The organism is Leisingera sp. McT4-56, assembly GCF_020514995.1.
Classification (GTDB): Bacteria; Pseudomonadota; Alphaproteobacteria; order Rhodobacterales; family Rhodobacteraceae; genus Leisingera; species Leisingera aquaemixtae_A.
The window spans coordinates 46,840-66,780 of record NZ_JAJALF010000015.1 but is presented as its reverse complement, the minus strand read 5'-3'; the positions used below and the strand labels follow the sequence as shown (position 1 = coordinate 66,780).

Sequence of the window (19,941 nt, the reverse complement as noted above, 5' to 3'; positions counted from 1 at the left end):
ATCCGCCACTGATCAAGGGCAGCAGACGGGAGGGCAACAGCATGAGCGCAGAGGTGAAAATCAGCGTCCCCGGCCTGTTTGCCGCAGCCGGCGCCGGCATCGCCTTCTCTGTCATCGACATGATCTTCAAGTTCCTGTCGGGCGACTACCCGCTTTATGAAATGGTGCTGTTCCGCTCGGTCATCGCGGTGGCCGTCATGCTGGCCATCATCGTGCCGCTGGAAGGCGGATACCATCTGTTGCGCACCCATCAGCCGAAACTGCACCTGATGCGCTGCCTGGTGGTGTTCTTTGCCAACATCTTCTTCTTCACCGGCATCGCCATTCTGCCCCTGGCCGAGGCGGTGGCGATCGCCTTTGCCACCCCGCTGATTGTCACCACCCTGTCGGCCCTGTTCCTCGGCGAACGCCCCGGCCCCTGGCGCTGGGGCGCGGTGGTGGCCGGTTTCCTCGGCGTACTGATCATCATGCGCCCCGGCGCCGGCACGTTTCAGCCCGCCGCCATCCTGCCGCTCCTTGGCGCCTGCGGTTATGCCACCCTGCATGTGCTGACCCGCCGCGCAGGCGGGACAGAGGCCGGGGCAACGCTTGCTTTCTACCCGATGATGGGCTTCCTGATCCTCAGCGCCCTGGCCGGGCTGATCTTTGGCGACGGCCGCTTTGCTACCGGTGACAGCCCCGCCTTCGACTTCATCCTGCGTGCCTGGATTTGGCCCGCGCCGCAGGACTGGCCCTATCTGATCGGCGTCGGCATCGCGGGCTCCGCCGGCGGCTATCTGGTCAGCCAGGCCTACCGCATGAACGAGGCGGCGCTGGCAGCGCCGTTCGAATACATCGCCATGCCGATGTCGGTCCTGTGGGGCGTGCTGATCTTCAACGAATGGCCCGACCTCGCCGTCTGGGCCGGCAGTGCCCTGATCATTGCCTCCGGCCTGGTCTCCGTCTGGCGCGAGACCCGCCGCAACCGTCCCGCCACGCGGCCCCGCCCGCGCGCAGAAGGATAACCCCCATGCCCGTTGATGCCGTCGTTTTCGACATAGGCCGTGTGCTGATCGAATGGGAGCCGGAACGCTTCTACGACTGCCGCATCGGCGCCACCCGCCGCAAGCAGCTGTTCGAACAGGTGCCGCTGCACGAGATGAACCTGAACGTCGACCGCGGCCACCCCTTCCGCGAGAGTGTTTATGCCCTGGCAGAGCAGCACCCGGAATGGACTGAGGAAATCCGCTGGTGGCACGATTGCTGGCTGCAGATGGTGCCGCGCGCTATCTCCCATTCCGTCCGCCTGATGCAGGCACTGCAGGCCAAGGGCTGCCCGGTCTTTGCTCTCAGCAACTTCGGCGCCGAAACCTTTGAGCTCGCCTGCGGAACCTACCCCGCCTTACGTGGCTTTGACCGCACATTTGTCTCCGCGCATCTGAAATGCATCAAGCCGGAACCGGAAATCTATGCCATTCTCGAACGCGAAACCGGGGTGGCGCCGGGCAGGCTGCTGTTCACCGACGACCGCCCCGAAAACATCGAAGCCGCCGATGCGCGCGGCTGGCAGACCCACCTGTTCACCGCCCCCGCGCCGTTCGCCGCGCGGCTGGTGCAGGCCGGGCTGCTGACCGAACAAGAAGCCGCCTGAGACGGCCCGCAGGAAGAAGGACAACAGGCCCATGACCATCCCGTTCATCAGTTTCGACGAGGGCGAGGCGCTGCTCGACTGGGTCAGCTTCACAGACGCCCTGGCCGCCAGCCACGATCTGCCCAAGGCAGAGATCGGCGATACTTTCCTCTACCGCGATCCCGACACGCTGCTGAGCCGCTCCGCCTGGATCGACGGTCTGGGGCTGGCAGTGAAGACCGCCAACATCTTTCCCCGCAACCCGGATGCGGGAAAACCGATGATCAACGGCTCCGTCTGCCTCTACTCCGACACCGACGGCACCCTTGAGGCCCTCGTGGATTTCCACCTTGTCACCAAGTGGAAGACCGCCGGCGACAGCCTGCTGGGCGCGTTGCGGCTGGCCGACCCCGATGCGCAAGAAGTGCTGATCGTCGGCGCCGGCACCGTTGGCGGCTCTTTGATCGAGGCCTTCTCCGCCGGTTTCCCGCAGGCGCAGATCCGGGTCTGGAACCGCACCGCGTCCAAGGCAGAGGAGCTCTGCGCCCAGTACCCCGGCACCAAACACGCCCCCGATCTGGAGCCGGCGGTACGCGCCGCCGGCATTATTGTCACCTGCACCATGTCCTCCGACCCGGTGATCCAGGGCGAATGGCTCAGCCCCGGCCAGCATCTCAACCTGATCGGCGCCTACCGCCCCGACATGCGCGAGGCCGACGACGAAGCCCTGAAGCGCGCGCAGATCTACTGCGACAGCTTTGACACCACCCTGGACCACATCGGCGAATTCAAGATCCCGCTGGCCGCAGGCACCATCCAGCGCAGCGACGTGCTGGCGGATTACTACAGCCTCGGCCGGTTCCCCGCCTATGACCCGGCGCAGATCACCCTGTTCAAGAACGGCGGCGGCGCCCATCTGGACCTGATGACCAGCCACCACATCCTGCAGAAGTGGAAGGCCAAGGCATGATCTGGCTGCTGCTCCTGGCCGCTGTCCTGCTGATAGCCGCCGCGCCCTTCCTGCGCGAGCACCTGCGCAAGCCGATGGACGCCCAGGCCCGGCAGACCGCCCCCGGCGCGCTGGCGCAGCTGCCCAGCGGCTGCACCCACTACCGCTGGACCGGCCCCCATCGCGGCCCGGTTGCGGTCTGCGTCCACGGCCTCACCACGCCGTCCTTCGTCTGGAACGGCATCGCCAAGGGGCTGGGCGCCATGGGCTACCGGGTGCTGACCTACGACCTCTACGGGCGCGGCTACTCGGACCGCCCCGAAGGCCCGCAGGACCGCGCCTTCTTCCTCACCCAGCTGGAGGAGCTGCTGGAGGATCAGCAGGTAGGCGGTGATTTCACCCTGATCGGCTATTCCATGGGCGGCGCCATCGCCACCGCCTTTGCCGCCGCCCATCCCGACCGCCTGCGCGAGCTGATCCTGCTGGCACCCGCCGGTTTCGGCCGCAGCGCCAACCGCCTTACACAGATCATCCGCCAGGTGCCGGGCTTCGGCGACTGGCTGATGCACGCCCTCTACCCCGCCCTGCATATCCGCAGCACCCGGGCCGAGCGCAGCCTGCCCAGCTCGGTCCCCGGCATCGTGAAACTGCAGCAGCAGGAGCTGGGCTACCGCGGCTTCATCCCCGCCGTGCTCGCCTCGCTGCGCGGCATCCTGAACGAGGATTTCACCGAAGAACTGCGCGGCCTGCACCAGAAAGGCGTGCCGGCCCTCGCGATCTGGGGCCAGGAGGACGCGGTGATCCCGCCCACCTCAGCCGGCCGCCTGGCTGAGCGCGCCCGCTCGGTCCGGCAGGAGGAAGTCGCGGGCGCCGGACACGGGCTGCCCTATACCCACACCGAGGAGGTGCTGGAGATCATCGCCCTGCAGCACCGCCGCGGCCTGATCTGACCCAGCCTGCTCTTTCATTTCTCCGAAAATACTCCGGGGGCTGCCATTGGTGCGCCATTGGTTCGAACCCAATGGCGGCGGCCCGGCCCCGGTCACGCAGTCGGCTCCCCTTAAGACCGCCGGCGTTACGCCGCCGCCGGGACCGCCGCGGCCTGACCCAGCGGCCGCTCCTTCACCGGCAGATGCACAATCGCGCTGAACGCCCCGACACCAACCCCGATCCACCAAACCAGGGTGTAGTCGCCATAGGCATCATACATCCGCCCGCCCAGCCACACGCCCAGGAAACTGCCCAGCTGGTGGCTGAAGAAGACGATGCCGTAAAGCGTGCCCATGTAGCGCAGACCATAGATATGCGCGACCAGGCCAGAGGTCAGCGGCACGGTCGCCAGCCACAGCGACCCCATCGCGACCGAGAAGATGATGACGCTCAGCGGCGTGATCGGGAACAGGATGAAGGCCGCCGCCGCAATCGTGCGCCCGGTATAGATCGCCGCCAGCAGGTATTTCTTCGAATAGCGCTTGCCCAGGTAGCCCGCCAGCAGCGTGCCGCCCACATTGGCCGCCCCGATCAGCGAAATCGCTGCCGCCCCCAGCGCAGAGGTGGTGGTAATGCCGATCGAATGCAGCGCCCCGCCCGGCAGGATCGGCCCGCACATCTCGGTCACAAACGCCGGAAAATGCGCGGTGACAAAGGCCAGCTGATAGCCGCAGCTGAAAAAGCCCAGGAAGATCAGCGTGTAGGAGGGGTCCTTGAACGCCTTCTTCAGGATCGCCCCCATGCTCTCTTCCAGCTCCATCTTGGAGGCCGCCTCTGGTGCGCGCATCAGCGGCAAAAGCGCAATCAGCGCCAGCACCACGCCCGCAAACAGCAGGAAAATCGTCTGCCAGGGCAGGAAACCCAGCAGCCACTCCGCCGTCGGCGCGCCGAAAATCTGCCCGGCAGACCCCGCAGCGGTGACAATTGCCAGCGACATCGAGCGGTTCTCGTCCGAGCTCGCCCGCCCGACAACCGCCAGCACCACGCCGAACCCGGTGCCCGCGATGCCGAACCCCACCAGCCATTCATAGGCCTGCATCTCGAACGGGGTGGTGGACGCCGCGCTCAGCACCAGACCCGCGGCATAGACAATCGCCCCCATGATGATCGCCTTGCGGTCGCCGATCTTCTCGGCAATGGCGCCGAATATCGGCTGCCCGATGCCCCAGGCCAGGTTTTGGATGGCAATCGCCAGCGAAAACTCCGAGCGCAGCCAGCCGAATTCCTCCGCAATCGGGATCTGAAAGACCCCAAAAGAGGCGCGCACCGCAAAGCTCGCCATGATGATGATGCAGCCCACGATCAGAACGGGGGTAAACAGCGGCGCGGAACGGTCCATGGGCTCTCTCCTGGTAAGCAGAGCGACCCTCGGGGAAATTGGCCAATCGGTCAAATCAGGAATTTTGCGCGCATCATTAAGAAATTTTGATGTGAAGCCCGTCCGGTTGAGAGCCGTGCCCGGAGCTGGGAAGCGCGGATGCGCCCTTAGGAGAGGGAGGATCGGGCGCGGCCCGGGCCTCCAACCCGCGCCAGCAATGCCGCCCCGGCCTGCTGGAAAAGATTGCCTGCACGAGGAACTTCCCATCCCCCGCGCCCCGCGCTATCCCTGTCCCCATGACCCATTTGAGTGCGCTTTACCGGCAGAAGATCGACGCGGGCGAATTGAAGCCCGATCCGGCACAGGAAGCCGTGCTTCCCCATTTCGACCGCATCGCCCAGGGCCTGATGGCGCCGCCGGTGAAACGCGGCTTCTTCCGCAAGGCGGAATTTGAACCGGTGCAGGGGCTCTACCTCTGGGGCGGGGTCGGGCGCGGCAAGTCGATGCTGATGGACCTGTTTGTCGACAGCCTCGGCGATATCCCGTCGCGGCGGGTGCATTTCCATGCCTTCATGCAGGAAATCCACGCCAAGATGCACCAGGCCCGCCAGAGCGGCGTCGAGGATGCGCTGGCCCCGGTAGCGGCAGAGGTTGCCGACTCCGTGCGGCTGCTGGCCTTTGACGAGATGCAGATCACCGACATCACCGACGCGATGATCGTCGGGCGCCTGTTCGAGGCGCTGTTTGCCGCCGGCGTTACCGTGATCACCACCTCCAACCGGGTGCCGGACGACCTCTACAAGAACGGCCTCAACCGCCAGCTGTTCCTGCCCTTCATCGATCTGATCAAGGACCATATGGCGGTGCATGAGATGGTCAGCGCCACCGATTACCGGCAGGACCGGCTGACCGGCGCCCAGGTCTATTTCGCCCCCATCGATTCCGAGGCCCGCGCCCTGATCCGGGCGATCTGGCAGGATCTGTCGGGCGGCGGCGCGGCGCAGCCGCTGACGCTGGAGGTGAAAGGGCGCGAAGTCACCCTGCCCGCCTTCCGCAACGGGGTGGCGCGCGCCACCTTCTATGACTTGTGCGGCAAGATGCTGGGGCCGGGCGACTACCTCGCCATCGCCGAAGAGGTGAAGGTGCTGATCCTCGAGGACATCCCGCGCCTCAGCCGCAACAACTTCAACGAGGCCAAGCGGTTCGTCACCCTGATCGACGCTTTGTATGAGGCCAGGGTGCGGCTGATCTGCTCCGCCGCGGCCCAGCCCGAAATGCTCTATGTCGAGGGCGAGGGCACCTTCGAGTTCGAACGCACCGCCTCCCGCCTGCGCGAGATGCAGGACAAGGACTGGGGCACCGCGGCGCCATGATCGTCCGCGATACGCCCCGGCGGCGGGAGATATTCCTGATCCTGAACGGGTCGGTGGTGCCGCGCATCCTGCCCAACATCATCGGCGCCGCGCTCTGGGCGCTGCTGGTGCTGGTGCTGGACCGCTATGTCATTGCGATGCCGCAGATTTCCATCGCCGCGATGGGGGTGTTCGGCCTGTCGCTGTCGCTGTTCCTCAGCTTCCGCAACAACGCCGCCTATGACCGCTGGTGGGAGGCGCGGCGGATCTGGGGCCGGATGGTCTCCGACGTGCGCAGCCTGGCGCAGGAGCTCAGGATCTTTGCAGGCAAGGGCCCGGACGAGGACTTCATCCTGACCCGCATCCTTGCCTTTCACCACCTGCACCGCGCCCAGCTGCGCGGCGACGAAGTGAAAGACACCGTGCACCACTGGGTTGGCGCCGAGGCGGCACAAGCGCTGATGCAAAACGCCAATGCTCCCAACGCCGCCCTGCGCGACATCGCCACCCGGCTGCGCGAAATGGCAGAGGACGGCCGTATCGACGGCTTTGGCCAGCGTGCCCTGGCCGAACGGCTGGCGGCCTTCCCCGCAGCCCAGGCCGGAAACGAGCGGCTGCTGACCACGCCGCTGCCCTTCGTCTATTCGCTGCTGGTCTGGCGCACGACCTATCTTTACTGCCTGCTGCTGCCCTTTGCCCTCCTGGACAGCGCCGGCTGGTTCGAGCCGCTGGTGGCAGCGGTGGTGGCCTATGTGTTCTTCGGCCTCGCCGAGGTCACCCATGAGCTGGAGCACCCGTTCCGCAAGCAGGCCAATTCGGTGCCGCTCAGCGCCATGTGCCGGGTGATGGAAATCTCGGTCTGCAACGCCTTGGGCCGCGAGGCGCCGCCCAGGCTGGAGCCGGTGAACCACGTTCTGGACTAGCGGCCGGCGGCAGGAAGGGGGCGCTGCCCCCTTGGCCCTTGGCCTCACCCCCGGAGTACTTCCGGAAAGATGAAAAGCTGCCACGCCGCGCCAGCGGCGCCCAGCCCAACGGGATGAGACCGGCAGGTCGAAGCCGGGCGGGAGAGCTTCCCCCGCCTCAAAACCTCAACCGTTTTCGCGCAGGATATGGCCGGCCAGATAGAGCGAGCCGCAGATCAGCACGCGGGCCTGCGGGTCCTTGGCCACAATTGCCTGCAGCGCTGCCAGGGTGCTCTTCGCCGTGCCGGCCGCGATGCCCACGGACTTGGCCGCGGCCTCGGTCTCTTCTGCGCTCAGCGTGTTGATCTCATCCGGGATCGAAATGGCAGTCAGGCTTGCAACATGCGGCGCCAGCGGGCGCATATAGCCGCTCACGTCCTTGGTGTTCAGCATGCCGCAAATCAGATGCGTGGGGCGCTCGGGCAGTTTTGCCAGCACATCCGCCAGCGCCACGCCGGCCGCGGCGTTGTGGCCGCCGTCCAGCCACAGCTCGGCCTCGGGCGCGGCCTCGATCAGCGGGCCGGTTTTCAGTTTCTGCATCCGCGCGGGCCATTCGGCGTTCTGCATGGCGGCCTCGCAGGCGGCCTCATCGGCGCCCAGATGGCGCAGCGCCGCCAGTGCGGCACCGGCGTTCTGGATCTGATGCGCGCCCAGCAATGCCGGCAGCGGCAGGTCCAGCAGGCCGTTTTCGTCCTGGAACACCAGCCGGCCGCGCTCCTCCCAGACATGCCAGTGCTGGCCGTATGCAATCAGCGGCGCGCCGAGGCGGGCGGCGGTGGCCTCGATCACGTCCATCGCCTCGTCAGGCTGCGGGCCGACCACAACCGGCACGCCGCGCTTGATGATGCCTGCCTTCTCGGCCGCGATCTTGGCCAGGGTGTTGCCCAGGAACTGCTCATGATCGATGGAGATGGGGGTGATCACCGAAACCTCCGGGGTGATCACGTTGGTCGCATCCAGGCGCCCGCCCAGGCCAACCTCCAGCAGGGTGTAATCCGCGGGTGTGCGCGAAAACGCCAGCAGCCCCGCCACCGTGGTGATCTCGAAATAGGTGATGTTCTCGCCGCCGTTCTTGGCATAGCACTCGTCCAGCACCTCGGTCAGATGCGGCTCCGAGATCAGCTCGCCTGCCAGCCGGATCCGCTCATGAAATCGCGCCAGATGCGGCGAGGTGTAGGCGTGCACGCTCTTGCCCATGCCCTCGAGCCCCGCCCGGATCATCGCCTGGGTCGAGCCCTTGCCGTTGGTGCCGGCCAGATGGATCACCGGCGGCAGCTTTTCCTGCGGGTTGTCCAGCGCCGCCAGAAGCCGCCAGACCCGGTCCAGCGTCAGGTCGATGATCTTGGGGTGCAGCGCCATCATGCGGGCGAGGATCGCGTCGGAGGTCTGGGTCATCAGCCTGGTCCTGTTCAGCCGGACAATCCTAAGAGCTGCTTGTACGCAAAGGGCAGCGCCCGTCCCGGCGGGGTGGAAAGCGAAGCGCCCGCCCCGTGGGGGGCGGGACGGGCGCTGCCCGGCCTTCGGCCAGGCAAGGGTATATAATCGAAGTTACTCGGCAGCTTCTTCGCTGACTGCGCCATCCGCCGGCGCGTTTGCGGCCTTGGGCGCCTCTTCCTGCGCCGGCACCGGCAGATCGCCCACCACCTGCGGCGGCAGGCCCATCAGCATGCGGATGATGGTGATCAGCTCTTCGCGCATTTCGGTGCGCGGGGTCACCCTGTCCAGCATGCCGTGATCCAGCAGGTACTCGGCGCGCTGGAAGCCGTCCGGCAGCTTCTCGCGGATGGTCTGCTCGATCACCCGCGGGCCGGCAAAGCAGATCAGCGCGTTCGGCTCTGCGATATGCACATCGCCCAGCATCGCATAAGACGCCGTCACCCCGCCGGTGGTCGGATGGGTCAGTACCACGATATAGGGCAGGCCCGCCTCTTTCAGCATCTCCACCGCAACAGTGGTGCGCGGCATCTGCATCAGCGACAGGATGCCTTCCTGCATCCGGGCGCCGCCGGCCGCAGAGAACAGCACTAGCGGGCGCTTCAGCTTCACCGCTTCCTCCGCCGCGGCGATGATGGCGTTGCCCACATACATGCCCATTGAGCCGCCCATGTAGGAGAAGTCCTGCGCGGCGGCGATGATCGGGGTGCGGCCGATCTCGCCCGCGGCCACCAGCATCGCCTCTTTCTCGCCGGTCTTCTTCTGCGCGGCTTTGATCCGCTCAGGGTATTTCTTCTGATCCTTGAACTTCAGCGGATCGGTCAGCGGCTCCGGCACCGCGACCTCGGTGAACACGCCGCCGTCAAACAGCGCGGTGAATCGGTCGCGCGGCGAGATATGCATGTGGTGGCCGCAGCTGGTGCAGACGTTCTGATTGTCGCTCAGCTCGCGGTGAAACAGCATGGTGCCGCATTCATCGCATTTCTGCCAAAGGTTCTCGGGCACTTCACGGCGCGAAAAGATCGAGTTGATCTTGGGCCGGACGTAGTTGGTGATCCAGTTCATATTGCTTGCCTCTCCGGGGGCGCGGTTTGTCCCCCAGATAAGGCGCATTTGCCGCAATTGCAATCAGCGGCGTATGGCAAGCCGCGCGCAAAGCCAGCTGACCAGCATCAGGGCAAAGTCGACAGCCACCCAGGGCCGCAGCGCCTGCACGTCGGCCAGGTCGAAGGGGATCAGGAACAGCGCCAGCCCGTTGAGGCTGGTGGGGGAGCCGAACAGCAGCAGCGCGGTGACGTTGTTGAAGAAATGCACCGCCATCGCCGGGCCGAGGGTTCCGGCCCTCGCAGTCAGATCCGCCATCAGAACCCCGAACACCCCGGCCCAGGCGGTGATCAGCAGCGCGTTGCCGCCGGCTTCGGCGGGCAGGTAGTGGCCCAGTGCGAACAGCCCCGAGGGCGCCAACAGCCAGACCGCGGGGTGGCGGAACCGCGCCGCCAGCGCCTGCTGGATGTAGCCGCGGAACAGGATCTCCTCCGACCCGGTCTGCACCAGCACCGCGGCTATCGACAGCGGCAGGATGCCCAGCCAGGTCCAGAACGGCAGGTTCTGGGTCATCGGCGGCCCCATGTCATAGGGCGGCAAGGCCATCAGCAGCAGGCTGAGGCCCAGCAAATACAGGCTGACCCGCCCGAACTGATGCGCCAAGGGGCGCAGGTGCCCGGTCACGGTGGCAAAGCCGCGCTGGTGGAGCAGCCGCGCCGCCATCGCCACCCCCAGCGGCAGAAAGGCAAAGCTGCCCAACAGCACCAGCATCGCGCCGGGGGTGCTGCCGTCGGCCAGCCCCTGCAGCCAGTCGCCCGGGAACAGCCCGGCCAATGTCACCTGCAGCGCCGCGGTCAGGGAAAAGCTGACAGCCGCCACCAGCACCAGCCCCAGCATCAGCCGCCACAGCGCCGGCTGGATACGGGCAAACCGCACCAATGCCTCATGCGCCCTGTAGCTGTGCCTGTCGTGCATATGTCCTCTCCGGCCCGCGGCGGGCGGCAATCCGGCCTACGTTAGGCATTGCTGCAACGCCAAGGCAAGGGATGCACCGCCGGACGCGGTTCAGGCTTGCCGCAACATGGCCCTCTGCCTAATGAATTTATCAAAAAAACAGAACCGGCAGGACCAGCAGTGACCAGAAAAAGCAGCGGCAGACCCGCACCTTGCCCGCCTGCAGGCGGAAACGCGCTCAGACCGCGCGCGGCGGCGGCGGCCTTGCTGGCCGGCCTGGCCGGACTGGCACTGGCGGGATGCAGCCCGGCGCCCCGGGAAATGGCTTTTGCCGCCAGCAGCGGCGGCAAGGCCCCGCGCGCAGGCGCCCAGGTGATGTCCTTCGCCGGCGGCGACGTGCTGCTGGCGGCGCCGGAGGCTTACTGCTTTGACCGCCGCAGCAGCCAGCCGGACAAGGACGGCGGCTTTGCCCTCCTGGCCCATTGCAGCCGGCTGGGCCGCCAGAACTGGTTCGGCGCCCGCAAATCGGCGGTGCTCACCGCCTCGATCGGCCCCGCCCGGCAGGATGCGGCAGCGCCGCAGGCCGCGGATATCGCCGCCATGTTCCCGGCCGCCAAGGTGCTGGAAACCAGCGAGGACCAGCTGCTGCCGCTGGTCAAGCTCGAGTTCCCCGGCGCCGTGGCCGAAAGCGCCAGCCCGGTGCACTGGCGCGGCGCCTTTGTGCTCGACCGCCACCTGGTGGCGCTGGCGCTCTACGCCCCCGAAGGCAGCCGGGCGCTTGGCAGACACGGTGCTGCGCTCCTGAACGAGCTGACCCACCGCACGCTGGAGGCCTCCACCCTGCCGCCGCTGGAGGCCGCGCCCAGCCCGCGCGCTGCAGCCCCGGCGCTGGCTGCGGCTCCGGGCCTGCGGCCGCAAGCCCGCCCGGTGCAGCTGGCGGCGCAGAAAGCCCCCGCCGACGCAGAGACCGGCAAAAAACGCGGGCTGCGGCAGCGGATTGCCGGTTTATTTCAATAGCCGCGCGCGGTTACACTGCCGGCAGCGCCCGCGCCAGACGCGCCGGGCCAGGGCAAGCGATAAGGCCCGACAGGGCGGAAGAGAGCACGATGGGCAGGATCATGGACCGGTTGCTTCACCTGCGCAGCCTGCGCCGCTGGCGCGCGGCGGCCGAGGACTCCGCCCGCGCGCCGCTGTCCGAACTGCGCCGCCAGCGCAACCAGGCCCGCCAGCTGCGCACCCATCTGGACCGGCTGATCCACACCGCCGACGGCCGCCTGGCACTGCCGCAGATCGGCTCCTCCTTCTTTCCGCGGCCGCATGGCACCGACTGGTCCTGGCGCCCGGAATTGTGGCGCGGCCCGCTGCCGGAACGCGGGCTGTCCTCGGTTCCCACCAAGGCGCGGCTGGGAAATGAGGTGCAGCTGTTCCACGACTGCGCCTTCTCCGAACTGACCCTGCGCCAGCTCAGGAACACCCGGGAGGAGGACCTGGCCCCCTTCGGCCTGCGCATGGACGTGTTCAAATTCGACGGCTCTTTCCTGTCGCTGGTGATCGACCTGCCGCCCGAGGCCGCCGCCGGCATGACCCGTCAGCACCTGCTGCGGATCGACTGCATCATCGAATCCGAAAAGCCGATCGAGATCTTCGCCCGGCTCAACATCCAGCACGGCCCCAACACCGAACAGCTGGTGCGCGAACTGCCGCAGGAGGAAAAGAACATCGTGGTGGAATTCGACCTGGCCTATTCCCGCCTCAACGAAAAGCGGATCGAGAAGATCTGGCTCGACCTGATCTTCGAGGCGCCCGATATGAACCAGGTTGTCCTGCGCGACCTGACCTTCTCGCGCCACCGCCGCGCGGCGATCTGAGGAGCCCGAGCATGAGCAGCCTGACCCTGACCAAAATCCGCTTCCGCAACGGCATCTGGGAGGGCAAGATCAGCAATGCCCCGGCCAGCGGCGCCAAGCCGGACATCACCGTGATGTTCCAGGATCAGCCGGTCGGATCGGTGATCCTGACCGAGGGCCAGACAGAGGGCGACTGGCTGGTCGCCATCCCGGTCCCGGCAGAGGCGCTGGCCGACGGGGTGCAGACCTTCGTGATCTTCGACGCCGCCGACAGCACCCGGCTGGGCGATTTCACCCTGATCGCAGGCGAGGCGGTGTCGGACGACCTGCGCGCCGAGGTGGAGCTGCTGCGCGCCGAGCTGGACATGCTGAAACGCGCCTTCCGCCGCCACTGCCTGGAAACGATGTAACCGCCAGTTATTCCAGCGCCTGGAAATGCTCTGCCAGCACCTGCATCAGTTTCGCGTGCGGGATCGGGCCATAGCTGCAGCGCGCCACGCCTGCCTGCCGCGCCGTTTCCAGCGTGATGCCGCGCATCATCGTGTTGACCGGCAGCGCACAGCCCTCGCAGACCTGTGCAATCAGATCCGGATCCGTCAGCCCCGGCACAAAGAACCCGTTGCCGCCGGCCTCGGCATAGGCCGCCGCGCGCTCCAGCGCTTCCGCCACCAGCCCGGCGTGTTTGGCGGCATCTTTTTCCTTCAGAAACAAATCGGTGCGCGCATTCACAAAGATGTCCGCATGGGCCGCCCGCACCGCGGCCACCCGCCGCGCCTGCTCTTCGATGCCGTACAACCCGTCACCGCCGACCACCTGATCCTCAAAGTTCAGGCCCACCGCGCCGGTCTCTACCAGCCGTTTCACATTGGCGGTCAGCTGCTCCTGCTCGCGCGCATAGCCGCCCTCGAAATCAATCGTCACCGGCAGCTCCGTGGCGGCCACGATGCGCTCCGCATTGCCCAGCACAAACTCCAGCGGCACCTGTTCCCCGTCCGGAAACCCCTGCGCCGCCGCCACCGGGAAACTGCCGGTCGCCAAGGCCGACGCCCCTGCCCCGGCAATCGCCTTGGCGCTGCCCGCGTCCCAGATGTTATACAAAACCACCGGGCTGCCCGGCTGGTGCAGCGCCGCAAAAGCCGCTGCGCGGTCGGAATATGTCATGCTGAAATCCTTTGCCTGTAGCCTGTTTCAATCTCAATGAGCCGCTGCTTGCGCCACAGACCGCCGCCATAGCCGGTCAGCGATCCGTCCGCCGACAGCACCCGGTGGCAGGGCACCACCAGCGCCAGCTGGTTGGAGCCGTTGGCCCGCGCCACCGCCCGCGTCGCCGAGGCCCGCCCCAGCTCCCGCGCGATCTGCGAATAGCTGCGGGTCTCGCCTGCCGGGATGGTCAGCAGGTAGCGCCAGACCTCGCGCTCGAACGCGGTGCCATGCAGCGCCAGCGGGGTTTGAAAATCCGCCCCCTCTCCTGCAAAGAACCGGCGCAGCTCCTCCGCGATCTGCTCGGTCGGCGCCGGGCGGCCAAAGCCCAGGCCGCCGGGCTGCGCCTTCTGCAGCTTTGCCACCTCCCGCGGCAGCGCCTTGCGGTCGGCAAATTCCAGCAGATGCAGCTGATGGGCGCAGCTGATCGCGATCATCGCCCCCAGCGGCGTGTCGATCCAGTCCGCCAGCAACAACGCATCCTTGCGGAACGCGCCCGGCGCAATCCCCACCAGTTTCGCGAATGCCGCGCGGAAGGCGCTGGCGCTTTCGAAGCCGGCGTCGATCTGCGCCGCAATCACCGGCTCGCCGGCCTTCAGCGCAGTAAACCCCTCGCGCAGGCGGCGCTGGCGCGCCATCTCCAGGAAGGTCATGCCGAAATGCCGCTTGAAGGCGCGCCGCACTGTCGAGGCATCCAGCCCCAGCCGCAGCAGATCGCCCTCGCCCCAGCGGTAGGCAGGCCGTTCCTCCAGCCGCGCCAGCAGGTCCTGCACCACCGGGTCGTCACCGGCCGCGGCAGCCAAGGGCTTGCAGCGCTTACAGGCGCGGAACCCCGCCTCGATGCACTCGCCGGGAGTGGCATGGAACCGGCAGTTCTCGAACTTGGGTTTGCGTGCCGGGCAGGTCAAGCGGCAGAAGATGCCGGTGGAGGTCACACCGACATAGGCGCGCCCTTCATAGGCAGCGTCGCGGTCTAGCAGAGCTTGGTAGAGCGTGCGGGAATCAGGCAGGTCAAACATCATGGACGGAGCATAGACCAGCCTGCCCCGTCAGTACGCCGGATATCGGGCGTTGATTTTCAAAACCCGTTGACCTGCCCGGACGTCACGCCCGGCGGGCAAAGGCCGTAGCTGCCTGGCCAAGGATGAAAACCCCGGCACCGCCGATGATGGCACCGGCAAGCCGGTTCAGCTTTTGCAGGGCATCAGCCCGCGTCATCATCGTTCGCGCGCCCGAGGCCAGCAGCGCATAGGGCAGCAGCGTCACAAACAGCACCGCAACGGTCAACACGCTCAGCGCGGCCCATTGCGACAGACCGACAGCCCCCAGGTCAATGACGGTTGGCAGCAGGGCAAGATAGAAGATGATCGTCTTGGGATTGCCCAGCGTCAGCGCAAACCCCGACAGGAACGTCTTCAACCCGCGGCGGCTGCCGGCCTTGCGCACATGGGTGAGCCCGGCCTCGTTGCGCCAGAACTTGCTGGCGAGATAGACCAGGTACAGGCCACCCAGCACCTTGATCGCCAGCAGCGCGCCAGAGAACAGCTGCGCAATTGCGGCCAGGCCCGCAATCGCGATGGTCAGGTAAACCACATCGCCCAGCGCAATGCCCGCCAGAAAGAACAGCGACACCTGCAAGCCATTGCCAAGAGACTGCCCGACCAGACCCGCCACACCCGGCCCGGGAATGACAGCCGCGATGGACAGAGCGACGGAATAGGCGATGAGCGGGGCCAATAGATCCATTGGAGCAATCCTGAATGCAATTTCCGCGCGACACTACCAAGGCCCTTGCCTCTGGCAAGCCGGAAAAAGCATGGCGGCAGAAATGGCTTTCGGCGGACTGCCCCCTGCGGGTGTTGCGCACCCGGCGTACGGTGCCTTCACGCGATCCTCATTCCCCTATGCCAGACTGCCAGACGATCGATCCCCTGCCATGGCCCCGCGCATGGGCCATGATACGAGGCGCAGGCATCTGTGCGGCTGCCTGCGCGACACAAGGAGACCGGCCCTGATAAAAAGGGGGTCGTCCAAGCGAGCTTGTCCGAGCAGGCCCCCGGCGGGGTCTGTCCACCTCCACCCGGCGGCGCCGCCCCCTTAACTGGGACACTGCGCTTAAACGGAACAGCAACCACACCCCGCCAGACCCGGCGGCACTGCAAAAATGAAAAAGGCCGCCCAACCGGACGGCCCCTTCCTGATGCGTGTTTGCCGCGGGCTTACTTCGGCCCCAGCGCCACCATCCCCTTGAGGATGTCGATGGCATAGGCCAGCTGGTAATCCTGCTCGCGCAGCTCCGCGGCTTTCTCGGCCTTTTCGCGCTCTTCCTCGATCTGGCGGATTTCATCCTCGGACAGGCTGTCGTTGTTCAGGCTGCCGCGCAGGTCGGCCTCCGAACGCGAGCGGCGGGCGGGCGAGTCATTCTCTTCCTCAGCCGCGGCGGTCCGGCGGGGCTGCGCCACCACGATGTCGGGGGACACGCCCAGCGCCTGGATCGAGCGGCCCGATGGCGTGTAATAGCGCGCAGTGGTCAGGCGCATCGCGCCCTCGCCCTTCAGCGGCATCACGGTCTGGACCGAGCCCTTGCCGAAGGATTTGGTGCCCACCACGATGGCGCGGCGGTGGTCCTGCAGCGCGCCGGCGACGATTTCCGAGGCCGAGGCCGAGCCGCCGTTGATCAGCACCACAATCGGCTTGCCCTCAGCCAGGTCGCCCGGGGTGGCGTTGAACCGCTCGCCGTCTTCCGGGTCGCGGCCGCGTGTGGAGACGATCTCACCCGACTCCAGGAAGCTGTCGGCCACCTTGATCGCCTGGGTCAGCAGGCCGCCGGGGTTGTTGCGCAGGTCCAGCACGATGCCGTTGACACTCTCCATGCCGCCGGCTTCCTCGATCTGCTTCTTCAGGTTTTCCTCGAGGTTCGGCGTGGTCTGATCGTTGAAAGTGGTGATCCGCATCACCACGGTGTTGCCCTCGGTGCGGCCGCGCACCGCGGTCAGCTTGATGGTGTCGCGGATGATCGACACGTCGAACGGCTCCGGCTCGCCCTCGCGCACCACGGTGATCACGATCTCGGAGCCGACCGGTCCGCGCATCAGCTCCACCGCCTCGTCCAGCGACAGGCCCAGCACGCTTTCGCCGTCCACATGGGTGATGAAATCGCCGGCTTCCATGCCGGCCTCATCAGCCGGGGTGCCGTCGATCGGGGAGACCACCTTGACGAAGCCCTCCTCCTGGGTGACCTCGATCCCGAGGCCGCCGAACTCGCCGCGGGTCTGCACCCGCATGTTGGCCGCGTCATCCGGCGACAGATAGCTGGAATGCGGGTCCAGGGACGCCAGCATGCCGCCGATGGCCGCCTCGATCAGCTCCTTCTCGTCAACCTCCTCGACATACTGCGCCCGGATGCGCTCGAAGATATCGCCGAACAGGTCCAGCTGCTCATAGACGTTTGCCTCGCGCGCGCCTTCCTGCGCCAGCAAGGGGCCTGCGACATAGGTTGTTGCAACGATCCCTGCCAGCGTGCCGCCAACGGCGGCCATCGCAAATTTTTTCATCAAGCCTTCATCCACCTTTTCCAGTGCGGAACCATGTTTCCGGGTCCACCGGGCTGTTGTCCATTCTCACTTCTATATAGAGCGTTTCTGTCCGGTCAGTTCCACCCCCTTCACCGCTTGTTGACAGAATTGCGTCCGGTTTCGGGTTTTCCCCGCTCATCAATCCGACCGGGGTGCCCTCGGGGATCACCTGGCCCGTCTCGCCGAACACCTCGGCCAGGCCCGACAGCACGAACAGCGTGTCCGGCTGCGGTTCCAGAATCACCACGTTGCCCAGATCCAGAAGCGGCCCGCGGTAGCGGATGGTGGCGGCAGCGGGCGCCGTGACCAGCGCCCGCGGGCGGGCGGCGATCAGCAGGCCGGGGCGGGCGATGCCCGCGGCATCGCGCTCGCCGTAGCCGCGCAGCACCAGCCCCTCGACCGGCAGCGGCAGGCTGCCGCGCAGGGCGCTGATGTCCGCCTCGCTGGCGGCGATCTCGCCGCCGGCAATCTCGGCCAGCCCGTCGGCAAAACCCGACAGCGTCTCGGTCGAGGAGATCAGGATGGCGGTGCGCACCGGGTCCTCGGTGAAGCGTTTCGGCAGGGTGGTGCGGTCGGCGATTGCGGTCGACAGCTGCACCCGCGCGCTTTGCACGCCCGACAGCCCCTCCTCCAGCGTCTTGGCCGCATTCTGCTGCAGCAGGCGCAGGCCCTGCACCTCGTCCAGATCCGCCTTCAGGGATTGCGCCTTGGCCTGCAGCGCCGGCGTCACCTCTGCCAGCATCATCGCCGAACGCGCCGCGCCCAGCGGCCCGGAGGGATGCACCATCAGGACCGGCGGCGGCGAGGTTTCAATCGTCTGGATGATGCCCAGAAGGCCCGAGACCTCCTCCTGCCGCGCCGCCAGCTGCGCGCTCAGCTGCCCTTCGCGCCGCGCCACCCGGCGCAAGCCGTCGCGCATCGCGGCCAGCCCCGCCTCATAGGCCTGCACGGTGGAGGTCAGCGCCTTCACCCGGTCGCGGGAGCTGGCGGCCTCCTGCAGCTGGACCGAGGCCAGCTCAAGCTGCTCTGCCGCATCCCGCGCGGCCCCGGCCGGGTCCGCCGCCTGCACGGGCGCAGCCAGCACGGCCAGCAGCATCAGGCCCGCGCGCCGGATCATGACAGCAGGCTCTCCCCGGTCATCTCGGCCGGTTTCTCCAGCCCCATCAGCTGCAGGATCGTGGGCGCCAAGTCGGCCAGACGGCCGTCGCGCAGTGCCGCGCCCTCCGGCCCGCCGACCAGCGCCACCGGCACCAGGTTCAGCGTATGGGCGGTATGGGCGCCGCCGGTTTCCGGATCCACCATCACCTCGCAGTTGCCGTGGTCGGCGGTGACGATCATCGCGCCGCCCGCCTTCTCCAGCGCGGCAACCACCTTGGCCAGCCCCTGGTCCACCGCCTCGCAGGCGCGGATCGCCGCCTTCAGATCGCCGGTGTGGCCGACCATGTCCGGGTTGGCGTAATTGGTCACAATGAGGTCATAGCCCGCCTCAATCGCCTCGACGAATTTCTCCGTCACCTCCGGCGCCGACATCTCCGGCTGCAAATCATAGGTCGCCACGTTGGGCGACTTCGGCATATAGCGGTCCTCGCCCTCCTCCGGCTCTTCCTTGCCGCCATTGAGGAAGAAGGTCACATGCGGGTATTTCTCGGTCTCGGCCAGGCGGAACTGGGTCTTGCCCTGCTTGGCGACCCAGGCGCCCAGCGTGTTGACGATTGCCGCCTTGGGATAGGCGGTGGTCATGTAATCGTTATGGGCATCGGAATATTCCACCATGCCCAACAGCCCTGCCAGCTTGGGCCGCTCGCCGGTGTCAAACTCGGCAAAGCCCGGTTCGCCGATGGCGCGCAGAATCTCCCGCGCGCGGTCGGCGCGGAAGTTGAGGCAGAAGAACCCGTCGCCGTCCTTCACCCCTTCATAGCCCTCTAGCACGGTGGCGCCGATGAACTCATCGGTTTCCGATTGGTTGTAGGCATGGTCCACCGCACCGTGGGCCGTCTGCCCGGGGCGCCCCTTGGCATGGATCATCGCGTCATAGGCCTCAGCCACGCGGCCCCAGCGGTTGTCGCGGTCCATCGCGAAATAGCGCCCGGTGACGGTGGCGATGCGGACGCCTTCGGGCAGCCGCTCCTCCAGCCGGCGGAAATGGCGGAAGGCCGATTTCGGCGCCACGTCGCGGCCGTCGGTGATGGCATGCAGCCAGACGGGGACCCCCGCATCCGTGATCGCCTTGGCCGCCGCCAGGATGTGGTTGATATGGCCGTGCACGCCGCCGTCGGAGACCAGCCCCATCAGATGCGCCGCGCCGCCGCTGTCCTTCAGCTTGGCAATAAACGCCTGCAGCGCTTCGTTTTCAAAGAACGACCCGTCCTCGATCGCCAGGTCGATCTGGCCCAGGTCCATCGCCACCACCCGGCCCGCGCCGATATTGGTGTGCCCCACCTCGGAGTTGCCCATCTGCCCGGTCGGCAGCCCCACATCGGGCCCGTGGGTGATCAGTTTTGCCGCCGGCCCTTTGGCCATGATCGCATCAAAGGTTGGTGTCTGCGCCAGGTAGGGCGCGTTTGCCTTGCCAGGCTCGCCGCTGCCCCAGCCGTCAAGAATGCACAGGACAACGGGTTTGGGTGCGGTCATGGATCATCTCCGGGGCAAGGAAAGCTTCGCAAGCCTTCTAACGCCTTGCCGCGCCGGGGTGAACCGGCTTTCCTGC

19 protein-coding genes are annotated in these 19,941 nt (G+C 66.9%); 9 read left to right on the top strand and 10 right to left on the bottom strand.

Annotated features, from left to right (window positions below):
- The first annotated feature begins 41 nt into the window (after positions 1–41).
- From LHL23_RS15985 to LHL23_RS15970, 4 genes are read left to right on the top strand one after another with little or no spacing between them, the layout of a single operon-like run.
- Entirely contained in the window at positions 42–1,004 is a 963-nt protein-coding gene (locus LHL23_RS15985) for a DMT family transporter (RefSeq protein WP_226430633.1), read from the top strand.
- Between the two features lie 5 nt (positions 1,005–1,009).
- On the top strand, positions 1,010–1,630 hold the full coding sequence (locus LHL23_RS15980; protein ID WP_226430632.1) for an HAD family hydrolase: 621 nt from the start codon (positions 1,010–1,012) through the stop codon (positions 1,628–1,630).
- Positions 1,631–1,661: 31 nt separating this feature from the next.
- Positions 1,662–2,579 carry an ornithine cyclodeaminase family protein gene (locus LHL23_RS15975; RefSeq protein ID WP_226430631.1) on the top strand — a complete coding sequence of 306 codons (918 nt, stop codon included), beginning with the start codon at positions 1,662–1,664 and terminating at the stop codon, positions 2,577–2,579.
- A complete protein-coding gene (locus tag LHL23_RS15970) occupies positions 2,576–3,508 on the top strand; it encodes an alpha/beta fold hydrolase (protein ID WP_226430630.1) in 933 nt (310 codons plus the stop codon). The genes LHL23_RS15975 and LHL23_RS15970 overlap by 4 nt, the downstream gene beginning before the upstream one ends.
- 125 nt (positions 3,509–3,633) lie before the next feature.
- On the opposite strand, the gene LHL23_RS15965 is transcribed toward LHL23_RS15970, so the two are convergent.
- Positions 3,634–4,887: an MFS transporter gene (locus LHL23_RS15965; RefSeq protein WP_226430629.1), complete on the bottom strand. Its 1,254-nt coding sequence runs from the start codon at positions 4,885–4,887 to the stop codon at positions 3,634–3,636.
- Positions 4,888–5,162: 275 nt separating this feature from the next.
- On the opposite strand from LHL23_RS15965, the gene zapE reads away from it, so the two are divergent.
- On the top strand, positions 5,163–6,239 hold the full coding sequence (gene zapE / locus LHL23_RS15960; protein WP_226430628.1) for a cell division protein ZapE: 1,077 nt from the start codon (positions 5,163–5,165) through the stop codon (positions 6,237–6,239).
- Positions 6,236–7,141, top strand: a complete 906-nt coding sequence (locus LHL23_RS15955) for a bestrophin family protein (RefSeq protein ID WP_226430627.1) — start codon at positions 6,236–6,238, stop codon at positions 7,139–7,141. The genes zapE and LHL23_RS15955 overlap by 4 nt, the downstream gene beginning before the upstream one ends.
- A 165-nt stretch (positions 7,142–7,306) precedes the next feature.
- On the opposite strand, the gene LHL23_RS15950 is transcribed toward LHL23_RS15955, so the two are convergent.
- The 3 genes from LHL23_RS15950 to LHL23_RS15940 all read right to left on the bottom strand — a co-directional run bounded on the left by LHL23_RS15950 (position 7,307) and on the right by LHL23_RS15940 (position 10,633).
- Positions 7,307–8,575 (bottom strand): bifunctional folylpolyglutamate synthase/dihydrofolate synthase, encoded by a 1,269-nt coding sequence (locus LHL23_RS15950; protein WP_226430626.1) that lies wholly within the window; start codon positions 8,573–8,575, stop codon positions 7,307–7,309.
- Between the two features lie 153 nt (positions 8,576–8,728).
- Positions 8,729–9,679 (bottom strand): acetyl-CoA carboxylase, carboxyltransferase subunit beta, encoded by a 951-nt coding sequence (accD, locus tag LHL23_RS15945; protein ID WP_222476403.1) that lies wholly within the window; start codon positions 9,677–9,679, stop codon positions 8,729–8,731.
- Positions 9,680–9,742: 63 nt separating this feature from the next.
- The gene (locus tag LHL23_RS15940) at positions 9,743–10,633 is read right to left on the bottom strand and encodes a CPBP family intramembrane glutamic endopeptidase (RefSeq protein WP_226430625.1); all 891 of its coding nucleotides are present in this window, start codon (positions 10,631–10,633) and stop codon (positions 9,743–9,745) included.
- A gap of 300 nt (positions 10,634–10,933) precedes the next feature.
- Here LHL23_RS15940 and LHL23_RS15935 point away from each other — a divergent pair, with 300 nt between their 5' ends.
- The 3 genes from LHL23_RS15935 to LHL23_RS15925 all read left to right on the top strand — a co-directional run bounded on the left by LHL23_RS15935 (position 10,934) and on the right by LHL23_RS15925 (position 12,869).
- A complete protein-coding gene (locus tag LHL23_RS15935; protein ID WP_226430624.1) occupies positions 10,934–11,629 on the top strand; it encodes a hypothetical protein in 696 nt (231 codons plus the stop codon).
- Positions 11,630–11,718: 89 nt separating this feature from the next.
- Positions 11,719–12,480: a DUF6478 family protein gene (locus LHL23_RS15930; protein ID WP_226430623.1), complete on the top strand. Its 762-nt coding sequence runs from the start codon at positions 11,719–11,721 to the stop codon at positions 12,478–12,480.
- Between the two features lie 11 nt (positions 12,481–12,491).
- Entirely contained in the window at positions 12,492–12,869 is a 378-nt protein-coding gene (locus LHL23_RS15925) for a hypothetical protein (protein WP_222476408.1), read from the top strand.
- 7 nt (positions 12,870–12,876) lie between these two features.
- On the opposite strand, the gene LHL23_RS15920 is transcribed toward LHL23_RS15925, so the two are convergent.
- From LHL23_RS15920 to gpmI, 6 genes are all read right to left on the bottom strand, one after another.
- Positions 12,877–13,620, bottom strand: coding sequence for an isocitrate lyase/PEP mutase family protein (locus LHL23_RS15920; protein WP_226430622.1), 744 nt, complete (start codon positions 13,618–13,620; stop codon positions 12,877–12,879).
- Positions 13,617–14,681, bottom strand: a complete 1,065-nt coding sequence (locus LHL23_RS15915) for a bifunctional transcriptional activator/DNA repair enzyme AdaA (RefSeq protein ID WP_226430621.1) — start codon at positions 14,679–14,681, stop codon at positions 13,617–13,619. The genes LHL23_RS15920 and LHL23_RS15915 overlap by 4 nt, the downstream gene beginning before the upstream one ends.
- Before the next feature lie 82 nt (positions 14,682–14,763).
- A complete protein-coding gene (locus LHL23_RS15910) occupies positions 14,764–15,405 on the bottom strand; it encodes a LysE family translocator (protein ID WP_226430620.1) in 642 nt (213 codons plus the stop codon).
- Positions 15,406–15,878: 473 nt separating this feature from the next.
- Positions 15,879–17,213 carry a S41 family peptidase gene (locus LHL23_RS15905; protein WP_222476416.1) on the bottom strand — a complete coding sequence of 445 codons (1,335 nt, stop codon included), beginning with the start codon at positions 17,211–17,213 and terminating at the stop codon, positions 15,879–15,881.
- Positions 17,214–17,220: 7 nt separating this feature from the next.
- Positions 17,221–18,351: a murein hydrolase activator EnvC family protein gene (locus LHL23_RS15900; protein ID WP_222476418.1), complete on the bottom strand. Its 1,131-nt coding sequence runs from the start codon at positions 18,349–18,351 to the stop codon at positions 17,221–17,223.
- Positions 18,348–19,865 carry a 2,3-bisphosphoglycerate-independent phosphoglycerate mutase gene (gene gpmI / locus LHL23_RS15895; protein WP_222476420.1) on the bottom strand — a complete coding sequence of 506 codons (1,518 nt, stop codon included), beginning with the start codon at positions 19,863–19,865 and terminating at the stop codon, positions 18,348–18,350. Before gpmI ends, LHL23_RS15900 begins: the two co-directional genes overlap by 4 nt.
- Between the last annotated feature and the right edge of the window lie 76 nt (positions 19,866–19,941).